At 40.7% G+C, this 14,200-nt stretch carries 23 protein-coding genes; 21 read left to right on the top strand and 2 right to left on the bottom strand.

Features of this window, described 5'->3' with window-relative positions; genetic code table 11:
- Position 1 precedes the first annotated feature (1 nt).
- Positions 2 to 370, bottom strand: a complete 369-nt coding sequence (locus tag BAU14_RS10745; RefSeq protein ID WP_161900110.1) for a helix-turn-helix domain-containing protein — start codon at positions 368 to 370, stop codon at positions 2 to 4.
- Positions 371 to 665: 295 nt separating this feature from the next.
- Between BAU14_RS10745 and BAU14_RS10740 the strand changes: the two genes are divergently transcribed.
- Positions 666 to 848, top strand: coding sequence for a hypothetical protein (locus BAU14_RS10740; protein WP_161900109.1), 183 nt, complete (start codon positions 666 to 668; stop codon positions 846 to 848).
- 135 nt (positions 849 to 983) lie between these two features.
- Here the strand turns inward: BAU14_RS10740 and BAU14_RS10735 are convergent, their stop codons facing one another.
- Positions 984 to 1,172, bottom strand: a complete 189-nt coding sequence (locus tag BAU14_RS10735) for a hypothetical protein (RefSeq protein WP_161900108.1) — start codon at positions 1,170 to 1,172, stop codon at positions 984 to 986.
- A gap of 156 nt (positions 1,173 to 1,328) precedes the next feature.
- Between BAU14_RS10735 and BAU14_RS10730 the strand changes: the two genes are divergently transcribed.
- From BAU14_RS10730 to BAU14_RS10640, 20 genes are all read left to right on the top strand, one after another.
- Positions 1,329 to 1,553 carry a hypothetical protein gene (locus BAU14_RS10730; protein WP_237580456.1) on the top strand — a complete coding sequence of 75 codons (225 nt, stop codon included), beginning with the start codon at positions 1,329 to 1,331 and terminating at the stop codon, positions 1,551 to 1,553.
- 73 nt (positions 1,554 to 1,626) lie between these two features.
- Positions 1,627 to 1,806 carry a hypothetical protein gene (locus BAU14_RS10725; RefSeq protein WP_161900107.1) on the top strand — a complete coding sequence of 60 codons (180 nt, stop codon included), beginning with the start codon at positions 1,627 to 1,629 and terminating at the stop codon, positions 1,804 to 1,806.
- A complete protein-coding gene (locus tag BAU14_RS10720) occupies positions 1,803 to 2,606 on the top strand; it encodes a helix-turn-helix domain-containing protein (RefSeq protein WP_237580455.1) in 804 nt (267 codons plus the stop codon). The genes BAU14_RS10725 and BAU14_RS10720 overlap by 4 nt, the downstream gene beginning before the upstream one ends.
- A 33-nt stretch (positions 2,607 to 2,639) precedes the next feature.
- Positions 2,640 to 2,951, top strand: coding sequence for a hypothetical protein (locus BAU14_RS10715; RefSeq protein WP_161900105.1), 312 nt, complete (start codon positions 2,640 to 2,642; stop codon positions 2,949 to 2,951).
- The gene (locus BAU14_RS10710; RefSeq protein WP_161900104.1) at positions 2,948 to 3,583 is read left to right on the top strand and encodes a hypothetical protein; all 636 of its coding nucleotides are present in this window, start codon (positions 2,948 to 2,950) and stop codon (positions 3,581 to 3,583) included. Before BAU14_RS10715 ends, BAU14_RS10710 begins: the two co-directional genes overlap by 4 nt.
- 11 nt (positions 3,584 to 3,594) lie before the next feature.
- The gene (locus tag BAU14_RS10705; protein ID WP_161900103.1) at positions 3,595 to 4,911 is read left to right on the top strand and encodes an AAA family ATPase; all 1,317 of its coding nucleotides are present in this window, start codon (positions 3,595 to 3,597) and stop codon (positions 4,909 to 4,911) included.
- Positions 4,911 to 5,999, top strand: coding sequence for an ATP-binding protein (locus BAU14_RS10700; protein WP_161900102.1), 1,089 nt, complete (start codon positions 4,911 to 4,913; stop codon positions 5,997 to 5,999). Before BAU14_RS10705 ends, BAU14_RS10700 begins: the two co-directional genes overlap by 1 nt.
- 19 nt (positions 6,000 to 6,018) lie before the next feature.
- The gene (locus BAU14_RS10695) at positions 6,019 to 6,615 is read left to right on the top strand and encodes a hypothetical protein (RefSeq protein WP_161900101.1); all 597 of its coding nucleotides are present in this window, start codon (positions 6,019 to 6,021) and stop codon (positions 6,613 to 6,615) included.
- Positions 6,616 to 6,627: 12 nt separating this feature from the next.
- Positions 6,628 to 7,056 carry a replication terminator protein gene (locus BAU14_RS10690; protein ID WP_161900100.1) on the top strand — a complete coding sequence of 143 codons (429 nt, stop codon included), beginning with the start codon at positions 6,628 to 6,630 and terminating at the stop codon, positions 7,054 to 7,056.
- Positions 7,057 to 7,061: 5 nt separating this feature from the next.
- Positions 7,062 to 7,808: a hypothetical protein gene (locus BAU14_RS10685; protein WP_161900099.1), complete on the top strand. Its 747-nt coding sequence runs from the start codon at positions 7,062 to 7,064 to the stop codon at positions 7,806 to 7,808.
- 8 nt (positions 7,809 to 7,816) lie between these two features.
- A complete protein-coding gene (locus BAU14_RS10680) occupies positions 7,817 to 9,409 on the top strand; it encodes a DEAD/DEAH box helicase (RefSeq protein ID WP_161900098.1) in 1,593 nt (530 codons plus the stop codon).
- Positions 9,410 to 9,412: 3 nt separating this feature from the next.
- A complete protein-coding gene (locus BAU14_RS10675) occupies positions 9,413 to 9,598 on the top strand; it encodes a hypothetical protein (RefSeq protein WP_161900097.1) in 186 nt (61 codons plus the stop codon).
- Positions 9,595 to 11,826, top strand: a complete 2,232-nt coding sequence (locus BAU14_RS10670; protein ID WP_161900096.1) for an AAA family ATPase — start codon at positions 9,595 to 9,597, stop codon at positions 11,824 to 11,826. Before BAU14_RS10675 ends, BAU14_RS10670 begins: the two co-directional genes overlap by 4 nt.
- A gap of 245 nt (positions 11,827 to 12,071) precedes the next feature.
- The gene (locus BAU14_RS10665) at positions 12,072 to 12,254 is read left to right on the top strand and encodes a DUF3797 domain-containing protein (protein WP_237580454.1); all 183 of its coding nucleotides are present in this window, start codon (positions 12,072 to 12,074) and stop codon (positions 12,252 to 12,254) included.
- 137 nt (positions 12,255 to 12,391) lie between these two features.
- A complete protein-coding gene (locus BAU14_RS10660; RefSeq protein WP_161900094.1) occupies positions 12,392 to 12,703 on the top strand; it encodes a hypothetical protein in 312 nt (103 codons plus the stop codon).
- Between the two features lie 24 nt (positions 12,704 to 12,727).
- A complete protein-coding gene (locus BAU14_RS10655; RefSeq protein WP_161900093.1) occupies positions 12,728 to 12,907 on the top strand; it encodes a hypothetical protein in 180 nt (59 codons plus the stop codon).
- 18 nt (positions 12,908 to 12,925) lie between these two features.
- Positions 12,926 to 13,165, top strand: a complete 240-nt coding sequence (locus BAU14_RS10650) for a DUF3850 domain-containing protein (protein ID WP_161900092.1) — start codon at positions 12,926 to 12,928, stop codon at positions 13,163 to 13,165.
- 63 nt (positions 13,166 to 13,228) lie between these two features.
- The gene (locus BAU14_RS10645; protein ID WP_161900091.1) at positions 13,229 to 13,465 is read left to right on the top strand and encodes a hypothetical protein; all 237 of its coding nucleotides are present in this window, start codon (positions 13,229 to 13,231) and stop codon (positions 13,463 to 13,465) included.
- Positions 13,466 to 13,627: 162 nt separating this feature from the next.
- On the top strand, positions 13,628 to 13,801 hold the full coding sequence (locus BAU14_RS14265; RefSeq protein ID WP_202622211.1) for a hypothetical protein: 174 nt from the start codon (positions 13,628 to 13,630) through the stop codon (positions 13,799 to 13,801).
- A complete protein-coding gene (locus tag BAU14_RS10640) occupies positions 13,802 to 14,200 on the top strand; it encodes a RusA family crossover junction endodeoxyribonuclease (RefSeq protein WP_161900090.1) in 399 nt (132 codons plus the stop codon).

The raw sequence follows: 14,200 nt of genomic DNA, 5'->3' as shown, positions 1-14,200 counted from the left end.
ATCACTTGCCACCTTGTTCTCGTTCTTGTCGTATCTGTTCCAAACGCCATTTAAAAAATGTTTCCATTTCCTTCTCTATGTCTTCTAGGTCCTCTTCGGTTAATCCGTTTGTGTTCATGCGCATCATAACTTGTTTAGCCATGGACTTGTTGGAATCCTCATTTGATATGGAAGGATTATCCGTACGGCCGAGAAGATAGTCTACGCTAACATCAAAGTAGTCAGCTAAACGTGCTAATTCAACCGAATTAGGAGTCTGTCTTTTCCAACTCCCGATATATCCATTTGAGTAACCAAAGTTAATTTCTAGTTGTCTGATTGATATCTTTTTTAGTTTCGCTAATTCTTTGATTCTTTCGTAAGTATTCATTGAAAATCAACCTTTCTGAATGCTCACAAAAATAATTTAGATAAATAATGTAAATGTTATTGACTTAAATACATTAATAATCTATACTGATTCTTGTAAACAAGTTCGCCAACAAAAAAGACAGTAAAAAATACACCTGATTAGAATAAGCTGACCGCCAAGAAAGCTATAAAAACAGTGTTTTTATGTCTTATTTAACTATGTTCTCAGTATAGATTATCAATCTAAAAATGTCAACGGAGTTTAGAAAAATGTTGTCGAACTTGTTTCTAATTTCTAGAAAGGAGGATGTACGATGGCGAATGCGCAAGAGACGGTAAAAAAAATCATGGCACACTTCGAAAGCAATAATTGGAGCATTCCAGATGTTGCTAGTGCAATGAACATCACAGAACAGTACTTGAGAAAAATTTTGAAAAATCCGGATAATCATTGGAAACAGATCACGGATATTGTTTCAAAATACAAAATTCGATAGGAGGGAAACGGAAAATGAGGAAGGAAGAATCAACTGGAATCACCATAACAGCGCAACTTGAAACATTTGAACAAGCAAAAGAACTCCTAGCGGACCTAGAAGTTCTAAATGAAAAGTATAAAGTTACTGCGAGTGTTAATGTTTTTCCTCAGGCAAACTTTGAAGCGTTTTATGAACAGACTGAATGATGTTGTTGATTGATTTCAGGTCAAGTCCATATACCTCTGTGCTACCACCGCTACTAAGTGCAACTTTTGTAGCAGGATGGGCATTGATTACAGCGATGGCTACATCAATGGCTAGTTCCTTATCAGTTTTACTCATTGTTAACACCCCCTTATCAGTATTTCAGCTGACCACTAGCTAATAAGGAAATTATACCAAAGAAAAGAAAGGAAAATAACAAATGACTGATTTAATCAAAACAACACGAAACGGCGATGACATTTTAGGGTTTGGGAAGAGTAGGGAGGAATTCCAGTGAATGAAAATATCCTGACCAAGAAAGAGTTCATGGAAAAGAAAGGCTACTCTGAGTCAACTTACGTTCGACGTATGAAAAAGTTCAAAGTTCCGAAATACCGGGGAGGATACATTGCGGTTACGTCGCAAGAGGTCTACATCAACATGGAGATTTATGAAAGATTCATGCAGGACGAATCCGCCAAGCGCCTTCACTATGAGCGAGTTGGAGAACGGTCATGAAAATTTATTTACTAGCTGCGGCGATTGGCACCCTGTTTCTAGCAGTGTCTATGATTGGCGAAAGGAGAATGAAATGAAAGAAATTAAAGATTATACGTTCGAATGGATTTTGTTTTTGGTGTTTCTTGGAATTTTTTCCACCGTTGTGGCATTTCTGGCAAGTCAGTCAATTATAGCAGCGTTATGCCTTACCTGGTCACCAGTAATCATTGGCGGAACTTACTTGTTGGGTAAACGAGCTAGAAGGGGGTGATTCGATTGAAAAATTGGACTACTAAAGAAATCGAATACCTCAAAAAGAATGCACTTCTTGCTGAAACAAATGTGGTCTTGAACGTTGAACAACTTGCAAAAAAGTTAGGTCGTACTCGGAAATCGGTAGATGTAAAAATCTACAAATTACGAAGAGATGGACAATTTCCGCAAACTGATTTTAGCAAGGCGTTTGATCCTAAAGGGCGAAAGTTTACAGATAGTGAAGATAAAAGAATTATTGCTATGTACAAAAAAGGCGAAAGTTACGCAGATATTGGGAACAGTCTTGATAGGTCGGAAAGTTCAATTGGCGGTAGGATTATGAGGCTCAAAAAAACCGGCAAGTTGAAACAAACTATTGCTCAGAAAAACTGGACCCAAACAGAAGTTGATACTCTATTAGTGAATATTCAATTTGATGAAAATGGATATTGCTGCAATCACACAGAACTCGGAAGATTGTGCAACAGGACTTACGAACAGGTGGTAGGGAAAATTAACCGTTTAAGAAAAGACGGAACAATTAATACGTCTCCTAAAAATGGGACAACTAGTATTAAGTCTAAGAAGGCTATGGATAAATTTAATGATGCTCGTTTTGCCCATATTCCTAAGAAAAAGGAGGACACTACGATGGTTAAAACAGTAGAGAACCCGTCAAATGTTTCAATCGAATCAAAACAAATCAGTTTGATTTTGATCATAGTAATCGTTAATGGTCAGCGTACAGAACAATACTTTTTACCCAATGGAGAATTGTTGGCAACAAAAAAGACCGACTCGGCCGGCAAGCAATGAGTCAGTCAATACTAATACTAAGGAGAGCGTATCATGATTAACGAAAAAATTCAAAACTTATTAAAAGAGCTACAAGAGGAGTGCAAAAAAGAAGGCGTGTCAGGGATTTGCACCTTGAATAAGAAATCCAATGTAATAACTATGCTTACTGGCAATTTAACTGATGTAGCGTTTTGTTTAGCAGCTCAAGAAAGAGATTTTGATAAAGATCTACCAATTCCCACGAAAATTTTACGTGAAGCAGGATTAAAAGCTATAGAAATTACGGAGACAGTATCAGAAAAAGAAGATATCGGCGAGTTTTCCAATATCTTTGATCAGATTTTCGGAGGTAAAAACAAATGAGTCATTTTTCTGTAGGAGTTATTACAAAAAGCCCAAGCAAGAATTTAGTTGATAAAGCATTGGCTCCATTTCAAGAAAATAATATGGATGATTGCCCTAAAAAGTATTTGAAATTCTATCCTGATGATGATGCAGATTTTGACGAGGAAATGAATCAAAAGGGGTATTGGGAAAACCCTAATAGAAAGTGGGATTGGTATTCCATTGGTGGTCGTTGGGATGGCGGAATTCCATTAATTGATGGGAAATATGCAAATCAATCAATCATTAACAAAATCAACCTTGGAATAGTTCAAAAAGAATACGAAGAAGCAATTCGTTTTTGGGATGTAGTAGTAGAGGGGCACGAATTAAAACCTGGCGAAGAAAAAAGTGATTTTCCAAGCTTCTTGAGTGGGGACTACTACAAGAATCAGTTTGGTGATAGAGAGAGTTATGCGATTGATCAATCTAGTTTTGCCACTTTTGCTATTGTCACCCCCGAAGGAGAATGGCTTGAAAAAGGTGAAATGGGTTGGTTTGGAATCAACTCTGCGACTGCTGAAAGTCGTAAAGAGTATAGTTCAAAATTTAATGATGTACTCAAGAAATATCCGGATTACTTTTTTACTTTAGTGGATTGCCATATTTAGGAGGGAATTAGATGTCGGTAAAAATTAATAAACTCGAAATCGAGAATGTCAAGCGCGTCAAAGCAGTGAAAATTGAGCCAACCGCTAATGGCCTAACCATTGTGGGCGGGAATAATAACCAAGGCAAGACTAGTGTATTAGATGCAATCGCTTGGGGTCTAGGTGGCAACAAGTACAAGCCTAGCCAAGCTCATCGAGAAGGCTCAGTAAATCCACCACATCTCCATATTGTCATGGACAACGGCCTGATTGTGGAGCGCAAGGGAAAGAATTCAGACTTGAAGGTAGTTGACCCTAACGGCCAAAAAGGCGGTCAGAACCTCCTAAATAGCTTCGTAGAGGAGCTTGCCATTGACCTTCCAAAATTTATGGACTCTACCAGCAAAGAAAAGGCGAATACTCTCCTTCAAATTATCGGTGTCGGTCCTCAATTGTATGAATTGGAACGCTTAGAACAGGAAATCTACAATCATCGTCACGCAATTGGTCAGATTGCTGATCAGAAAAAGAAATATGCGGCTGAACAAACCTATTATCCGGATGCGCCTAAATTACCTGTCGAAGTTAGCGAGCTAATTGCCCAACAGCAAGAGATTCTAGCAAGAAATGGCGAGAATCAACGGAAACGGGAGCAAGTCCATGCAATCAGTCAGCAGTGGGAGCTCGAACGTCAGCGGATTGAGCAAACTCGCCAACAGCTCCTGCAGATGGAAGCGCAGCATGCTGAGACCTCACAAAACCTAGAAATTGCTCAAAAGTCCGCAGTGGATTTACAAGATGAATCGACCGAACAGTTGGAACAGAACTTGGCACAAATTGATGAAATCAATCGGAAAGTCCGGGCCAATCTTGACAAAGAAAAAGCCGAAGATGATGCCAAAGAATACGAAGCTCAGTATATTGCCGAAACTACCAAGATTGATGAAATTCGTCGACAGAAAGCTGAATTACTTGATAAGGCTGATTTGCCTTTGCCTGGTCTATCTGTAGTGGAAGGGGAGCTGACCTACAACGGTCAACGCTGGGACAACATGTCCGGGTCTGATCAGTTAAAAGTTTCCACGGCAATCGTCCGGAAACTGAAACCAGACTGTGGCTTTATTCTGTTGGATAAATTGGAACAGATGGATATGCAGTCATTAGAAGAGTTTGGCCAATGGCTTGAACAAGAAGGCCTACAGGCGATTGCCACCCGGGTCAGCACTGGCGATGAATGCGAAATAATTATCGAGGATGGTTACGCAGTGAAGAATGAAACTGTTACTCCGGATGCAATTGAGGTCGGACCAGCACCTCAACAAACTAAATGGAAGGAAGGAACATTTTAATGAATATTTCGAAAGGTCCTATTGCGAAGGCACAAAAAGTAGTGGTCTATGGTCCAGAAGGAATTGGTAAGTCCTCTTTGGCAGCGCAATTTCCAGAACCACTTTTTATTGATACGGAAGGTAGTACCAATAACATGGATGTTGCCCGTCTTGATAAGCCTAGTAGCTGGACCATGCTACTGCAACAAATTGAATTTGTTAAGCAAGCCATGCCTTGTAAAACCCTAGTGGTGGATACGATTGATTGGGCTGAACGATTAGCAACCGAATTTGTCTGCTCCCGCGGGAATAAGGATAGTATTACAAAGTTTGGCTATGGCGAGGGCTATATCCAATTAGAAGAAGAGTTTGGGAAATTTTTGAATCGTCTTACCGACCTAATTGAAATGGGAATTAACGTGGTACTAACTGCCCATGCGAAGATTACGAAATTTGAGCAACCAGATGAATTAGGTGCGTATGACCGCTGGGAGTTAAAACTTGGAAATAAAACCACAGCAAAGACTGCTGCCCTTGTTAAGGAATGGGCGGACATGGTGCTGTTTTGTAATTACAAAACAATGTCGGTGGCGACCGACGATAAAGGTACTAAATTCAAAGGACAAGGTGGGAAACGGGTCATTTATACCACTCATCATCCAGCATGGGATGCGAAGAATCGGTTTAATTTACCTGATGAAATGGATTTGAACTTTGCACATTTAGCGCATATTTTTTCACCCGTACAACCAGTTACACAACCAGCACCAGTAGTTCCAGAGCCAGTTGTGCCTACACCGGAAGCACCAGCGACAATTCCGACGCCAGTTCAACCTGAGCAACCAACAGTTATCCAGCCAGATACTACGCCGAATTTTGCACCTGATCCAGTAGACTACACGGGGATTCCTCAAGCTCTTAAAGATTTGATGATTCAAAATAATGTTTTGCCTGCTGAGATTCAAATGGCAACTGAATCAAAAGGGTATTACGCCGTTGGAACACCGATTGCTAATTATGAAGAAGGCTATATCAATGGTGTTTTAGTAGGAGCATGGCCGCAAGTCTTTGCCATGATTCAAGAAAATCGTAGTAAACAAGCATTTTAAATAATAGGAGGAATTTTATATGTATCAAGATCATGAATTTGGATGGGATGACGTAATTCAACAAGACAGTACAGAACCAATCGTACTAGAACCAGGAGATTATATTTTCACAGTAGATAAATTCGAACGTGCTCGCTATACTCCTGGGCCAAGTTCAAAATTATCTGCCTGCAACATGGCTAAGATTACACTGAAAATCACAACGGATAAAGGAGAAGCAACAGTTGTAAATAATCTTTATTTGCACTCTTCTACGGAAGGCTTACTATCTGCGTTCTTTTCTGCAATTGGTCAAAAGCGCAAAGGCGAACCATTGAAGATGAACTGGAATAACGTAGTAGGGGCAAGAGGGGCTGTGAAGATTAAGAACCGAACCTATAAAGATAATTTATACAACGAAGTAGATCGTTTTTACCCAAGCGATTCTTCTTACTATGCAGATAAGGAAACGCCAACGATTGTTCAACAGCTTGGTCAACCAGTGGCACAACCAAATTATCAACAGACAGTGCCACAACAACCAACTTACCCACAACAGCCAATGCAAAATCAACCACAAACTGGTTTCAATCAAGCTCCACAACAACCAGGTAATTACACACCAGGGGCATTTTAGGGGGACGGATTCATGACAAAAGAAATTGACTTGCAGCTCTCAGAATTAGCGAACGGCGCCATTCAGGAAAAACTGAATGGCGAACTCGAAAAAGTATTTGCCAATATTCATGATCCGAATACACCAGCAACGGCCAAACGCGGCGTAACAATCAAACTTGAATTCAAGCCAGACGAGAACCGCCAAGTTGTAACCGTATCGAGTGATTTCTCAGTCAAGGTTGCACCTGTAGAAGGTGTCTCAACCACTGTATTGACCGGTAAGGATCTAGCAACAGGCAAAGTGGAAGCTCATGAGTTGAAATCTACCGTACCTGGTCAAACATTTATTGATCCCGTGGATGGCGAAGTAAAAACCGATGTCGGGGTACCGATTGATGTGATCGAAAAAGAGCAAGCAAAGCAAAAACAAATTATTGATTTACAACAAAAGAGAGGATGATTTAGATGGATTTAACAGTAGCAGCAATTGATAGATTGGCAGCATTAGGGGTACGTCCCGATGAACGTATTGTAGAACTAGATGACGGTCGTATTTTTGGCGTAGACCAAGAGGGAAATGTGTCGGAAATTCGAGAACGAGCTATCGTCGCAAAATCAGCTCTTGAAATCAATACCCTGTCTGGATTTGTGAATTACATCAAATCAGGTATTGAGCGGAAAGATACGTCGCTGCTGGTTCATATCAAAAATGAAACGACTGTTTATCTAAGAGGACCACTTGAAATTGATGGCAACCGGGAATCCTTGGCTGTCGCACAAGCTATTGTTCCAGATTTTGGCTTCGGCTATTTCCACGACATGGAATCTTTCAATATTGCCCTGCAATCGAAGTTTGTGCCAAACGATCACCGAGCTATCTTGCTACAAGTAGTGGGAAATGTATCCGAGGATAATATCCGCCAAACTGGTGACGATGGTGTGAGCCAAGCAGTTACCATCAATCAAGGCATTGCAACGAAAGCGGATGTACGAGTACCTAATCCAGTCGACTTAGCTCCGTATCGAACGTTCCTGGAAGTTGAACAACCTGAGAGTCAGTTCATTTTCCGGATGAAAGACGGTCCTCGTGGTGCCATCTTCGAAGCAGATGGTGGTGCTTGGCGAAATCAGGCAATTGTGAATATCCGTGAGTATCTCAAGGATCAGTTGGCTGAAGAAATTGAATCTGGCCGGATTACGATTATTGCATAGGAGGCACTATGAAACTTCGATCTTACCAACAGGAAGCACGAACTGCCATCCAACAGGAATGGGAAGCTGGGAAGAAACGAACGCTCTTAGTCCTCCCTACCGGCTGCGGGAAGACAATCGTATTCAGTAAGGTCATCGAGGATCGGGTGAAATTGGGCGAGCGTGTGCTCGTCCTGGCCCACCGCGGTGAATTGCTTGACCAGGCTTCCGATAAACTAGAAAAGTCGACTGGACTTAAAACAGCAACCGAAAAAGCGGAACAGACTAGCGTCGGAAGTTTCTTCCGGGTAGTCGTTGGATCCGTACAGACCATGCAACGGGAGAAACGGCTTAGCCAGTTTCCTCCCGATTATTTTGACACGATTGTAGTCGATGAAGCTCACCATGTTATCAGTGATGGCTACCAGCGAGTGTTACAGCATTTCGAACAATCAAATGTTCTTGGTGTTACCGCAACTCCTGATAGAGGGGACATGCAAAACCTAGGAACATACTTTGAATCCTTGGCCTACGAGTACACGTTACCTAAGGCCATCAAAGAAGGCTTTCTTTCCCCAATTAAAGCTCTGACGATTCCTCTTAAATTAGACCTCTCAGCCGTGAAGCAACAAGCTGGAGATTTCTCCACCAAGGATTTAGGTACTGCACTAGACCCGTATCTTTATCAGATAGCTGATGAAATGGCAAAGCACTGTAAAAACAGGAAGACAGTTGTTTTCTTGCCATTAGTCAAAACGTCTAAGAAGTTTCGAGATATTTTGAACGACCGAGGATTTCGTGCTGCGGAAGTCAATGGTGAATCTAAGGACCGGGCGGAAATCCTAGAAGACTTCGAAAACGACAAGTACAACGTGCTCTGTAATTCAATGCTCTTAACGGAAGGATGGGACAGCCCGGCAGTTGATTGCATCGTAGTTCTCAGACCGACAAAGGTTCGCTCTCTTTACAGTCAAATGGTAGGGCGGGGAACTCGATTATCTCCCGGAAAAGAAGAACTTTTACTGCTAGATTTTCTCTGGCATACCGAACGCCATGAGCTTTGCCATCCGGCACATTTGATTACTACCTCTGATGATGTGGCCAAGAAGATGACGGAAAACATCGAGGAAGCTGGGGCAGAAGGAATCGCTCTTGATCTCGAAGAAGCAGAAGTACAAGCAGAAAAAGATGTTGTGGCCGAACGTGAAGAAGCCTTGGCTAAACAATTGGCGGAAATGCGTCGTCGGAAACAAAAATTAGTAGATCCATTGCAATTTGAAATGTCTATTCAAGCTGAAGACCTTACGAGCTACGTGCCTTCCTTCGGTTGGGAAATGGCTCCACCTTCTGACCAACAGGTAAAAGCTTTAGAAAAACTGGGAATTCTACCTGATCAAATTGATAATGCGGGAAAAGCTAGCCTGATGCTAGAACGCTTGAATAAGCGAAAGAATGCTGGCCTGGCTACTCCTCGACAAATTAGACAGCTTGAACAACGTGGTTTCAAACGAGTTGGAACTTGGACGTTTGAAAGTGCCCGTTCAATGATTAGTCGAATTGCTGCGAGTGGCTGGCGAACTCCTGCAGGTGTTATTCCTTCTACGTATGTACCGGAGGGATAGCAAATGCCAAAAAAGAAAATCCGTTTGATCGTGGAAAAATTCGGCTATCAAGGATTGCGGAAATATCGTCAGATTGATAGCGAACATTTTTCAGCAATAGCAATTTGTGGAACAAAGTTAGTGATCAATATTCGGACTAGGGAATGTTTTCGCTGGAATCCGTATGCGAAGAAACTGGTGAAGCTATGAGTGAAAATAAAGTTGATTTAAATGAATTATTGGAATATGTGAATCCAGCTGGACTTAGTTATCAGGAATGGGTCAATGTCGGCATGGCTTTAAAACACGAAGGTTACACAGCGGCAGACTGGGATAGTTGGAGCCAGTCCGATCCTGAACGTTACCACAGCGGAGAATGTTTCAAAAAATGGGATAGCTTTGAAGGAACCAATCAACCAGTAACAGGAGCTACCATTACCCAGTTGGCAAAAGATAGCGGCTGGGTTTCTCCTTATAAAAATGAAGGTGGCGGTTACGAATTAGACTGGAACGATACGGTTCAACGTGATGAGCTCGTCATTGTCGATAAAAACTGGCTAGAAGGTCAAGAAATTCATGAACCCACAAGATGGGAACCGGCTCGTCAAATTATTCGCTACCTAGAAACATTATTTGAACCATCTGAAACCGTGGCTTATAACATGGAATCTTGGCAAGATGAAGATGGGAAGTGGAAGCCATCTAATAAGGGTGCCTATGACCGAACAGCCGGCCAATTAATTGAGGCTTTGAATCATTGTGGTGATGATATTGGTGCTGTGTTAGGTGATTACAATTCGGAAGCTGGAGCCTGGATTCGGTTCAATCCCTTAGATGGCAAGGGAGTAAAAAACGATAATGTTACCGAATTTCGCTATGCCTTAGTTGAATCGGATAACATGGGCATTGAAAAACAAAATGCCATCATGCGGGAACTGGAATTACCAATTACCGCTCTTTTGTACAGCGGGGGAAAATCCATCCATGCAATCGTTAAGGTAGATGCTTCTGATTACACCGAATACCGCAAGAGAGTGGATTATCTTTACGATGTCTGCAAAAAGAATGGCCTAAGTATTGATAATCAGAACCGAAATCCTTCCCGTTTAAGCCGAATGCCGGGGATTACTCGTGGGAACAAAAAACAATTCATCATTGATACGAATATCGGCAAAGCCACTTGGGATGAATGGAAAGAATGGATTGAGAGCGTCAATGATGATTTGCCGGATCCCGAAAGTTTGGAAAATTTATTTGATCAAGAAATTGAATTGGCACCCGAACTGATAAAAGGTATGTTGCGCCAAGGCCATAAGATGTTAATCGCTGGGCCATCAAAAGCCGGGAAATCTTTTTCTTTGATTCAACTAGCCATAGCAATTGCAGAAGGTAAGCAATGGTTTGGTTTTGACTGCGCTCAGGGTAAAGTTCTTTATGTCAATTTAGAGTTAGATGAGCGTTCCGCCAAAATGCGCTTTGTTGATATTTATAATTGTCTGGGTACGAACCATACGAATGTCGGAAATATTGATATTTGGAATCTTCGTGGGAAAACTTCTCCAATGGATAAGTTGGCTCCTAAATTAATCCGTCGGGCCCAGAAGTCTAATTATATGGCAGTAATTATTGACCCGATTTACAAGGTTCTGACGGGTGACGAAAACAGTGCCCATGAGATGGCGAACTTTACGAACCAGTTTGATAAGATCGCCACCGAACTGGGCTGTGCAGTGATTTATTGTCACCATCATTCGAAAGGCAGCCAAGGTGGAAAAAATTCAATTGACCGTTCTTCTGGTTCCGGAGTTTTTGCACGGGATCCCGATGCCATTTTGGACTTGATTGAATTACCAGTCACCGAAGATCGTTATATAGCATTGGAAAATGAGGCAGTATGCAAGGTCTATGCGGATGCCATCAACAAATATAATCCGGGATATGACAACATCGGGCAAGATGATCGTTATAGTCCTAAACAAATGGGGCATCATTTAATGGCTGCTATTCAGTCTCAGCCGCTTTTATCTTTAATAGAAGAAAGCCGGCAAAATGCAATCCGTGCTGTTCGACAAGCTACGGCCTGGCGGATAGAAGGGACTTTGCGAGAATTTCCAAAGTTTGACCCCATCAATGCTTGGTTCAAGTACCCAGTCCATGTCTTGGATGATAGTTTGAAAGATATTTCTCTTGAGGAAGAGCCAAGGGAGAAATGGAAAAAGGGGACCAAGAAAGCCAATGTCAGTCGAAGTGAAAAAAGTAAGCAAGAATTAGAAACTGCTTTTAGCGCTTTGTCTTTTGATGGAGGACCGATTGAAGTAAATGAGTTGGCAGAGTATTTAAATGTATCACGTCAGACTGTGTACAACAAAGTAAAAAAACATGATTTGTTCGAAACATCAGAAGGATATGTTCAAAAAAAAGATCAAGATGAATCGTAAAAGGCTAGTAAAACTTTACTTGCTGTTTACAAAACATTCATTACGTCACATTCTAGTAAAACTTTACTGGCTATTTACAGCTAGAAAACACTGTCACACCGCTGTCTGCTAACCTTGTCAATATCTCCCCTTGGGGGATAGATATTGACAAATGGTTACAGCATGACGAATTTGGATATTGAAAGAGAAAAAGAAATAGGACTATACCAGTATAAAATAACGCAAATGAGGTGGATAAGTTGTTAATGTCAAAATGCATTGAACTGAACGAAAAATATATCAAATGTCCCGAATGTGGGAATAGCTTCATTGGAAATGGTGAAGGTGGACTCATTATTGATGACTTTACTTTTGATCGCTGGTGCAAGTGTGGCTGGAAAGTTCACGTTGATGTGAGGGAGGAAGCGGATGAATCAGGAGACGATTGAGGTGCTTCGGAAAATTCTTTTCTGGTTAAACAACCATTTCCCGGAATTGCAGGAGTTTTGGATGCATCTGCTGAATATTTTAGCTAACTATGGTTAATCCACCAAAGACAGATATTACCAACTAGGAGGAAAAATCAGTGGCCACAAAAGCTGAAAAAATTAGAGCATGGGAATTACAAATGATGTCTCAAAAGATTAGAGTTCTGAGTGGATTAAGTACGGGACCAACAGTCACAATTATGGAAATTGGTAAGTCGTGGCTTGACCATGAACCATTATACAATAAGCTTTCTGCCGCCATTTATTACAATAACAATTTAATTCATCTGCCAAAAGATAGCGAAGACTATTCTTATAATACTGAACAATATGAGAAAGCTGTCAATGAATTTTGGGAAACGAACGCAGAGAATTTTAATGAACCATGTGAAAAGAGACCAGTCTACTAATGACGGATTTAAAGGAGTAACGACATGATAGATTTAACAGAAAAAGAAGCAAAATATTTATCGACTTTACTCAAAAACGAGACAACTAGAAATCAGGCTATCATGAAAAAGAATCCAGCACTAAAAGGCTTCTTTGCAGAAAATAATTCTTTAAACAAAGTTATTGGTACAAAACTTACAAAGAGCCTTAAAAGACGGAATTAACGGAAGGAAGAAAATGCAATGGAACACAAACTAAAAATTAGGCAGGAATTTTTTGAGCCTGTAATTCAAGGTAAAAAACGTTTTGAAATTAGGAAAAATGACCGCAACTTTAAAGTCGGAGATATTATCATGTTAGAAGAAATCGACGAAAATAGTGTTTACACAGGTGACTCATTCAAAACTAGAATTACGTTTATAACGGACTATCAGCAAAAGGGTGGATATGTTGTCCTCGGAATAAGCAGTGAAATAGTTTAGTCCACTAACCACCAATAAAATACCGTCATTGACGGAATTAACTGACTTGGAAGGAGAAATATCATGAAAACATATTTAGTTTTTGAAGATATGCCTGCATACACAGTTTTGAGAGTGTGGCGCTTTGATGATAAACAGAAAGCTATTGAAAAAATGGGTGAAATTCGGAAGGAGAACTATCCTGATTGGGAAGTAGAGATAAACGAAGAAACAGAAATCTTTTTAACAGAGGCAAATTACGGTGCAACTATCTCGCTTTTTGAGGTTGAAAATGGTGCCGAGATTGATTTATATAATTAGTCCGCTAACCACCAAATTAGACAACTAGGAGGATTGAAATGATTATCAAAATCATCGTTGGATTTGTATTTTGGATAATGACATTGATGCTTGGCTTTTTCATCGGCAAGGAGGCAGAACGAAAAGAAAAATAGAAATCACTAATTTAAAGGAGTTGATTTTATGTCACCATATACCAGAAAACAAATTATCAAACATGCTCTCCAATATTATATTCAACGTCCCAATGCTGATCCGAAAGATGTCCATCGAGAAAAGACGGTCCTTCGCCAAATTGAAGAGGAAATCAGTCGGGAAATGGAACGAAACGGCATTAAGCCTAAGGAGGCTAGATAGATGATTGAATTTTTCATGCCAATGGCTAAGGTGCCAACTACTACTCACCAGCAAAAGCAAATCACTGTCAAAAATGGGAAGCCGATATTTTATGAGCCACCGGATTTAGTAGCAGCGCGAGCTAAGTTGACTGCACATTTGGGGCCGAACACACCAGAGAAAAAATTCACTGGACCTGTTCGATTGATTGCCAAGTGGTGTTTCCCCTTGTCAGGTAAGCATAAGGATGGGGAATGGAAAGCAACTAAGCCAGATGTAGATAATTTGCAAAAATTATTATTAGATTGTTGCACAGATCTAGGCTTTTGGTCAGATGACAAATTAATTGTAAGCATGGTGGTTGAAAAGTTTTATTCAAAACTACCTGGTATATATATCAAAATTATGGAGGTGGATTGA

It is taken from the genome of Candidatus Enterococcus leclercqii (assembly GCF_009933135.1).
Taxonomy (GTDB): domain Bacteria; phylum Bacillota; class Bacilli; order Lactobacillales; family Enterococcaceae; genus Enterococcus_C; species Enterococcus_C leclercqii.
This window is presented reverse-complemented; position numbering and strand designations above follow the sequence as displayed.

What these genes read in the sequence shown, in the direction of transcription:
- BAU14_RS10640 (WP_161900090.1), top strand. Translation starts at nt 13,802, where the DNA reads ATGATTGAATTTTTCATGCCAATGGCTAAGGTGCCAACTACTACTCAC.
- BAU14_RS10710 (WP_161900104.1), top strand. Translation starts at nt 2,948, where the DNA reads ATGAGTCATTTTTCTGTAGGAGTTATTACAAAAAGCCCAAGCAAGAAT.
- BAU14_RS10670 (WP_161900096.1), top strand. Translation starts at nt 9,595, where the DNA reads ATGAGTGAAAATAAAGTTGATTTAAATGAATTATTGGAATATGTGAAT.
- BAU14_RS10745 (WP_161900110.1), bottom strand. Translation starts at nt 370, where the DNA reads ATGAATACTTACGAAAGAATCAAAGAATTAGCGAAACTAAAAAAGATA.
- BAU14_RS10690 (WP_161900100.1), top strand. Translation starts at nt 6,628, where the DNA reads ATGACAAAAGAAATTGACTTGCAGCTCTCAGAATTAGCGAACGGCGCC.
- BAU14_RS10705 (WP_161900103.1), top strand. Translation starts at nt 3,595, where the DNA reads ATGTCGGTAAAAATTAATAAACTCGAAATCGAGAATGTCAAGCGCGTC.
- BAU14_RS10645 (WP_161900091.1), top strand. Translation starts at nt 13,229, where the DNA reads ATGAAAACATATTTAGTTTTTGAAGATATGCCTGCATACACAGTTTTG.
- BAU14_RS10740 (WP_161900109.1), top strand. Translation starts at nt 666, where the DNA reads ATGGCGAATGCGCAAGAGACGGTAAAAAAAATCATGGCACACTTCGAA.
- BAU14_RS10735 (WP_161900108.1), bottom strand. Translation starts at nt 1,172, where the DNA reads ATGAGTAAAACTGATAAGGAACTAGCCATTGATGTAGCCATCGCTGTA.
- BAU14_RS10650 (WP_161900092.1), top strand. Translation starts at nt 12,926, where the DNA reads ATGGAACACAAACTAAAAATTAGGCAGGAATTTTTTGAGCCTGTAATT.
- BAU14_RS10685 (WP_161900099.1), top strand. Translation starts at nt 7,062, where the DNA reads ATGGATTTAACAGTAGCAGCAATTGATAGATTGGCAGCATTAGGGGTA.
- BAU14_RS10665 (WP_237580454.1), top strand. Translation starts at nt 12,072, where the DNA reads ATGTCAAAATGCATTGAACTGAACGAAAAATATATCAAATGTCCCGAA.
- BAU14_RS10655 (WP_161900093.1), top strand. Translation starts at nt 12,728, where the DNA reads ATGATAGATTTAACAGAAAAAGAAGCAAAATATTTATCGACTTTACTC.
- BAU14_RS10695 (WP_161900101.1), top strand. Translation starts at nt 6,019, where the DNA reads ATGTATCAAGATCATGAATTTGGATGGGATGACGTAATTCAACAAGAC.
- BAU14_RS10700 (WP_161900102.1), top strand. Translation starts at nt 4,911, where the DNA reads ATGAATATTTCGAAAGGTCCTATTGCGAAGGCACAAAAAGTAGTGGTC.
- BAU14_RS10675 (WP_161900097.1), top strand. Translation starts at nt 9,413, where the DNA reads ATGCCAAAAAAGAAAATCCGTTTGATCGTGGAAAAATTCGGCTATCAA.
- BAU14_RS10680 (WP_161900098.1), top strand. Translation starts at nt 7,817, where the DNA reads ATGAAACTTCGATCTTACCAACAGGAAGCACGAACTGCCATCCAACAG.
- BAU14_RS10715 (WP_161900105.1), top strand. Translation starts at nt 2,640, where the DNA reads ATGATTAACGAAAAAATTCAAAACTTATTAAAAGAGCTACAAGAGGAG.
- BAU14_RS14265 (WP_202622211.1), top strand. Translation starts at nt 13,628, where the DNA reads ATGTCACCATATACCAGAAAACAAATTATCAAACATGCTCTCCAATAT.
- BAU14_RS10725 (WP_161900107.1), top strand. Translation starts at nt 1,627, where the DNA reads ATGAAAGAAATTAAAGATTATACGTTCGAATGGATTTTGTTTTTGGTG.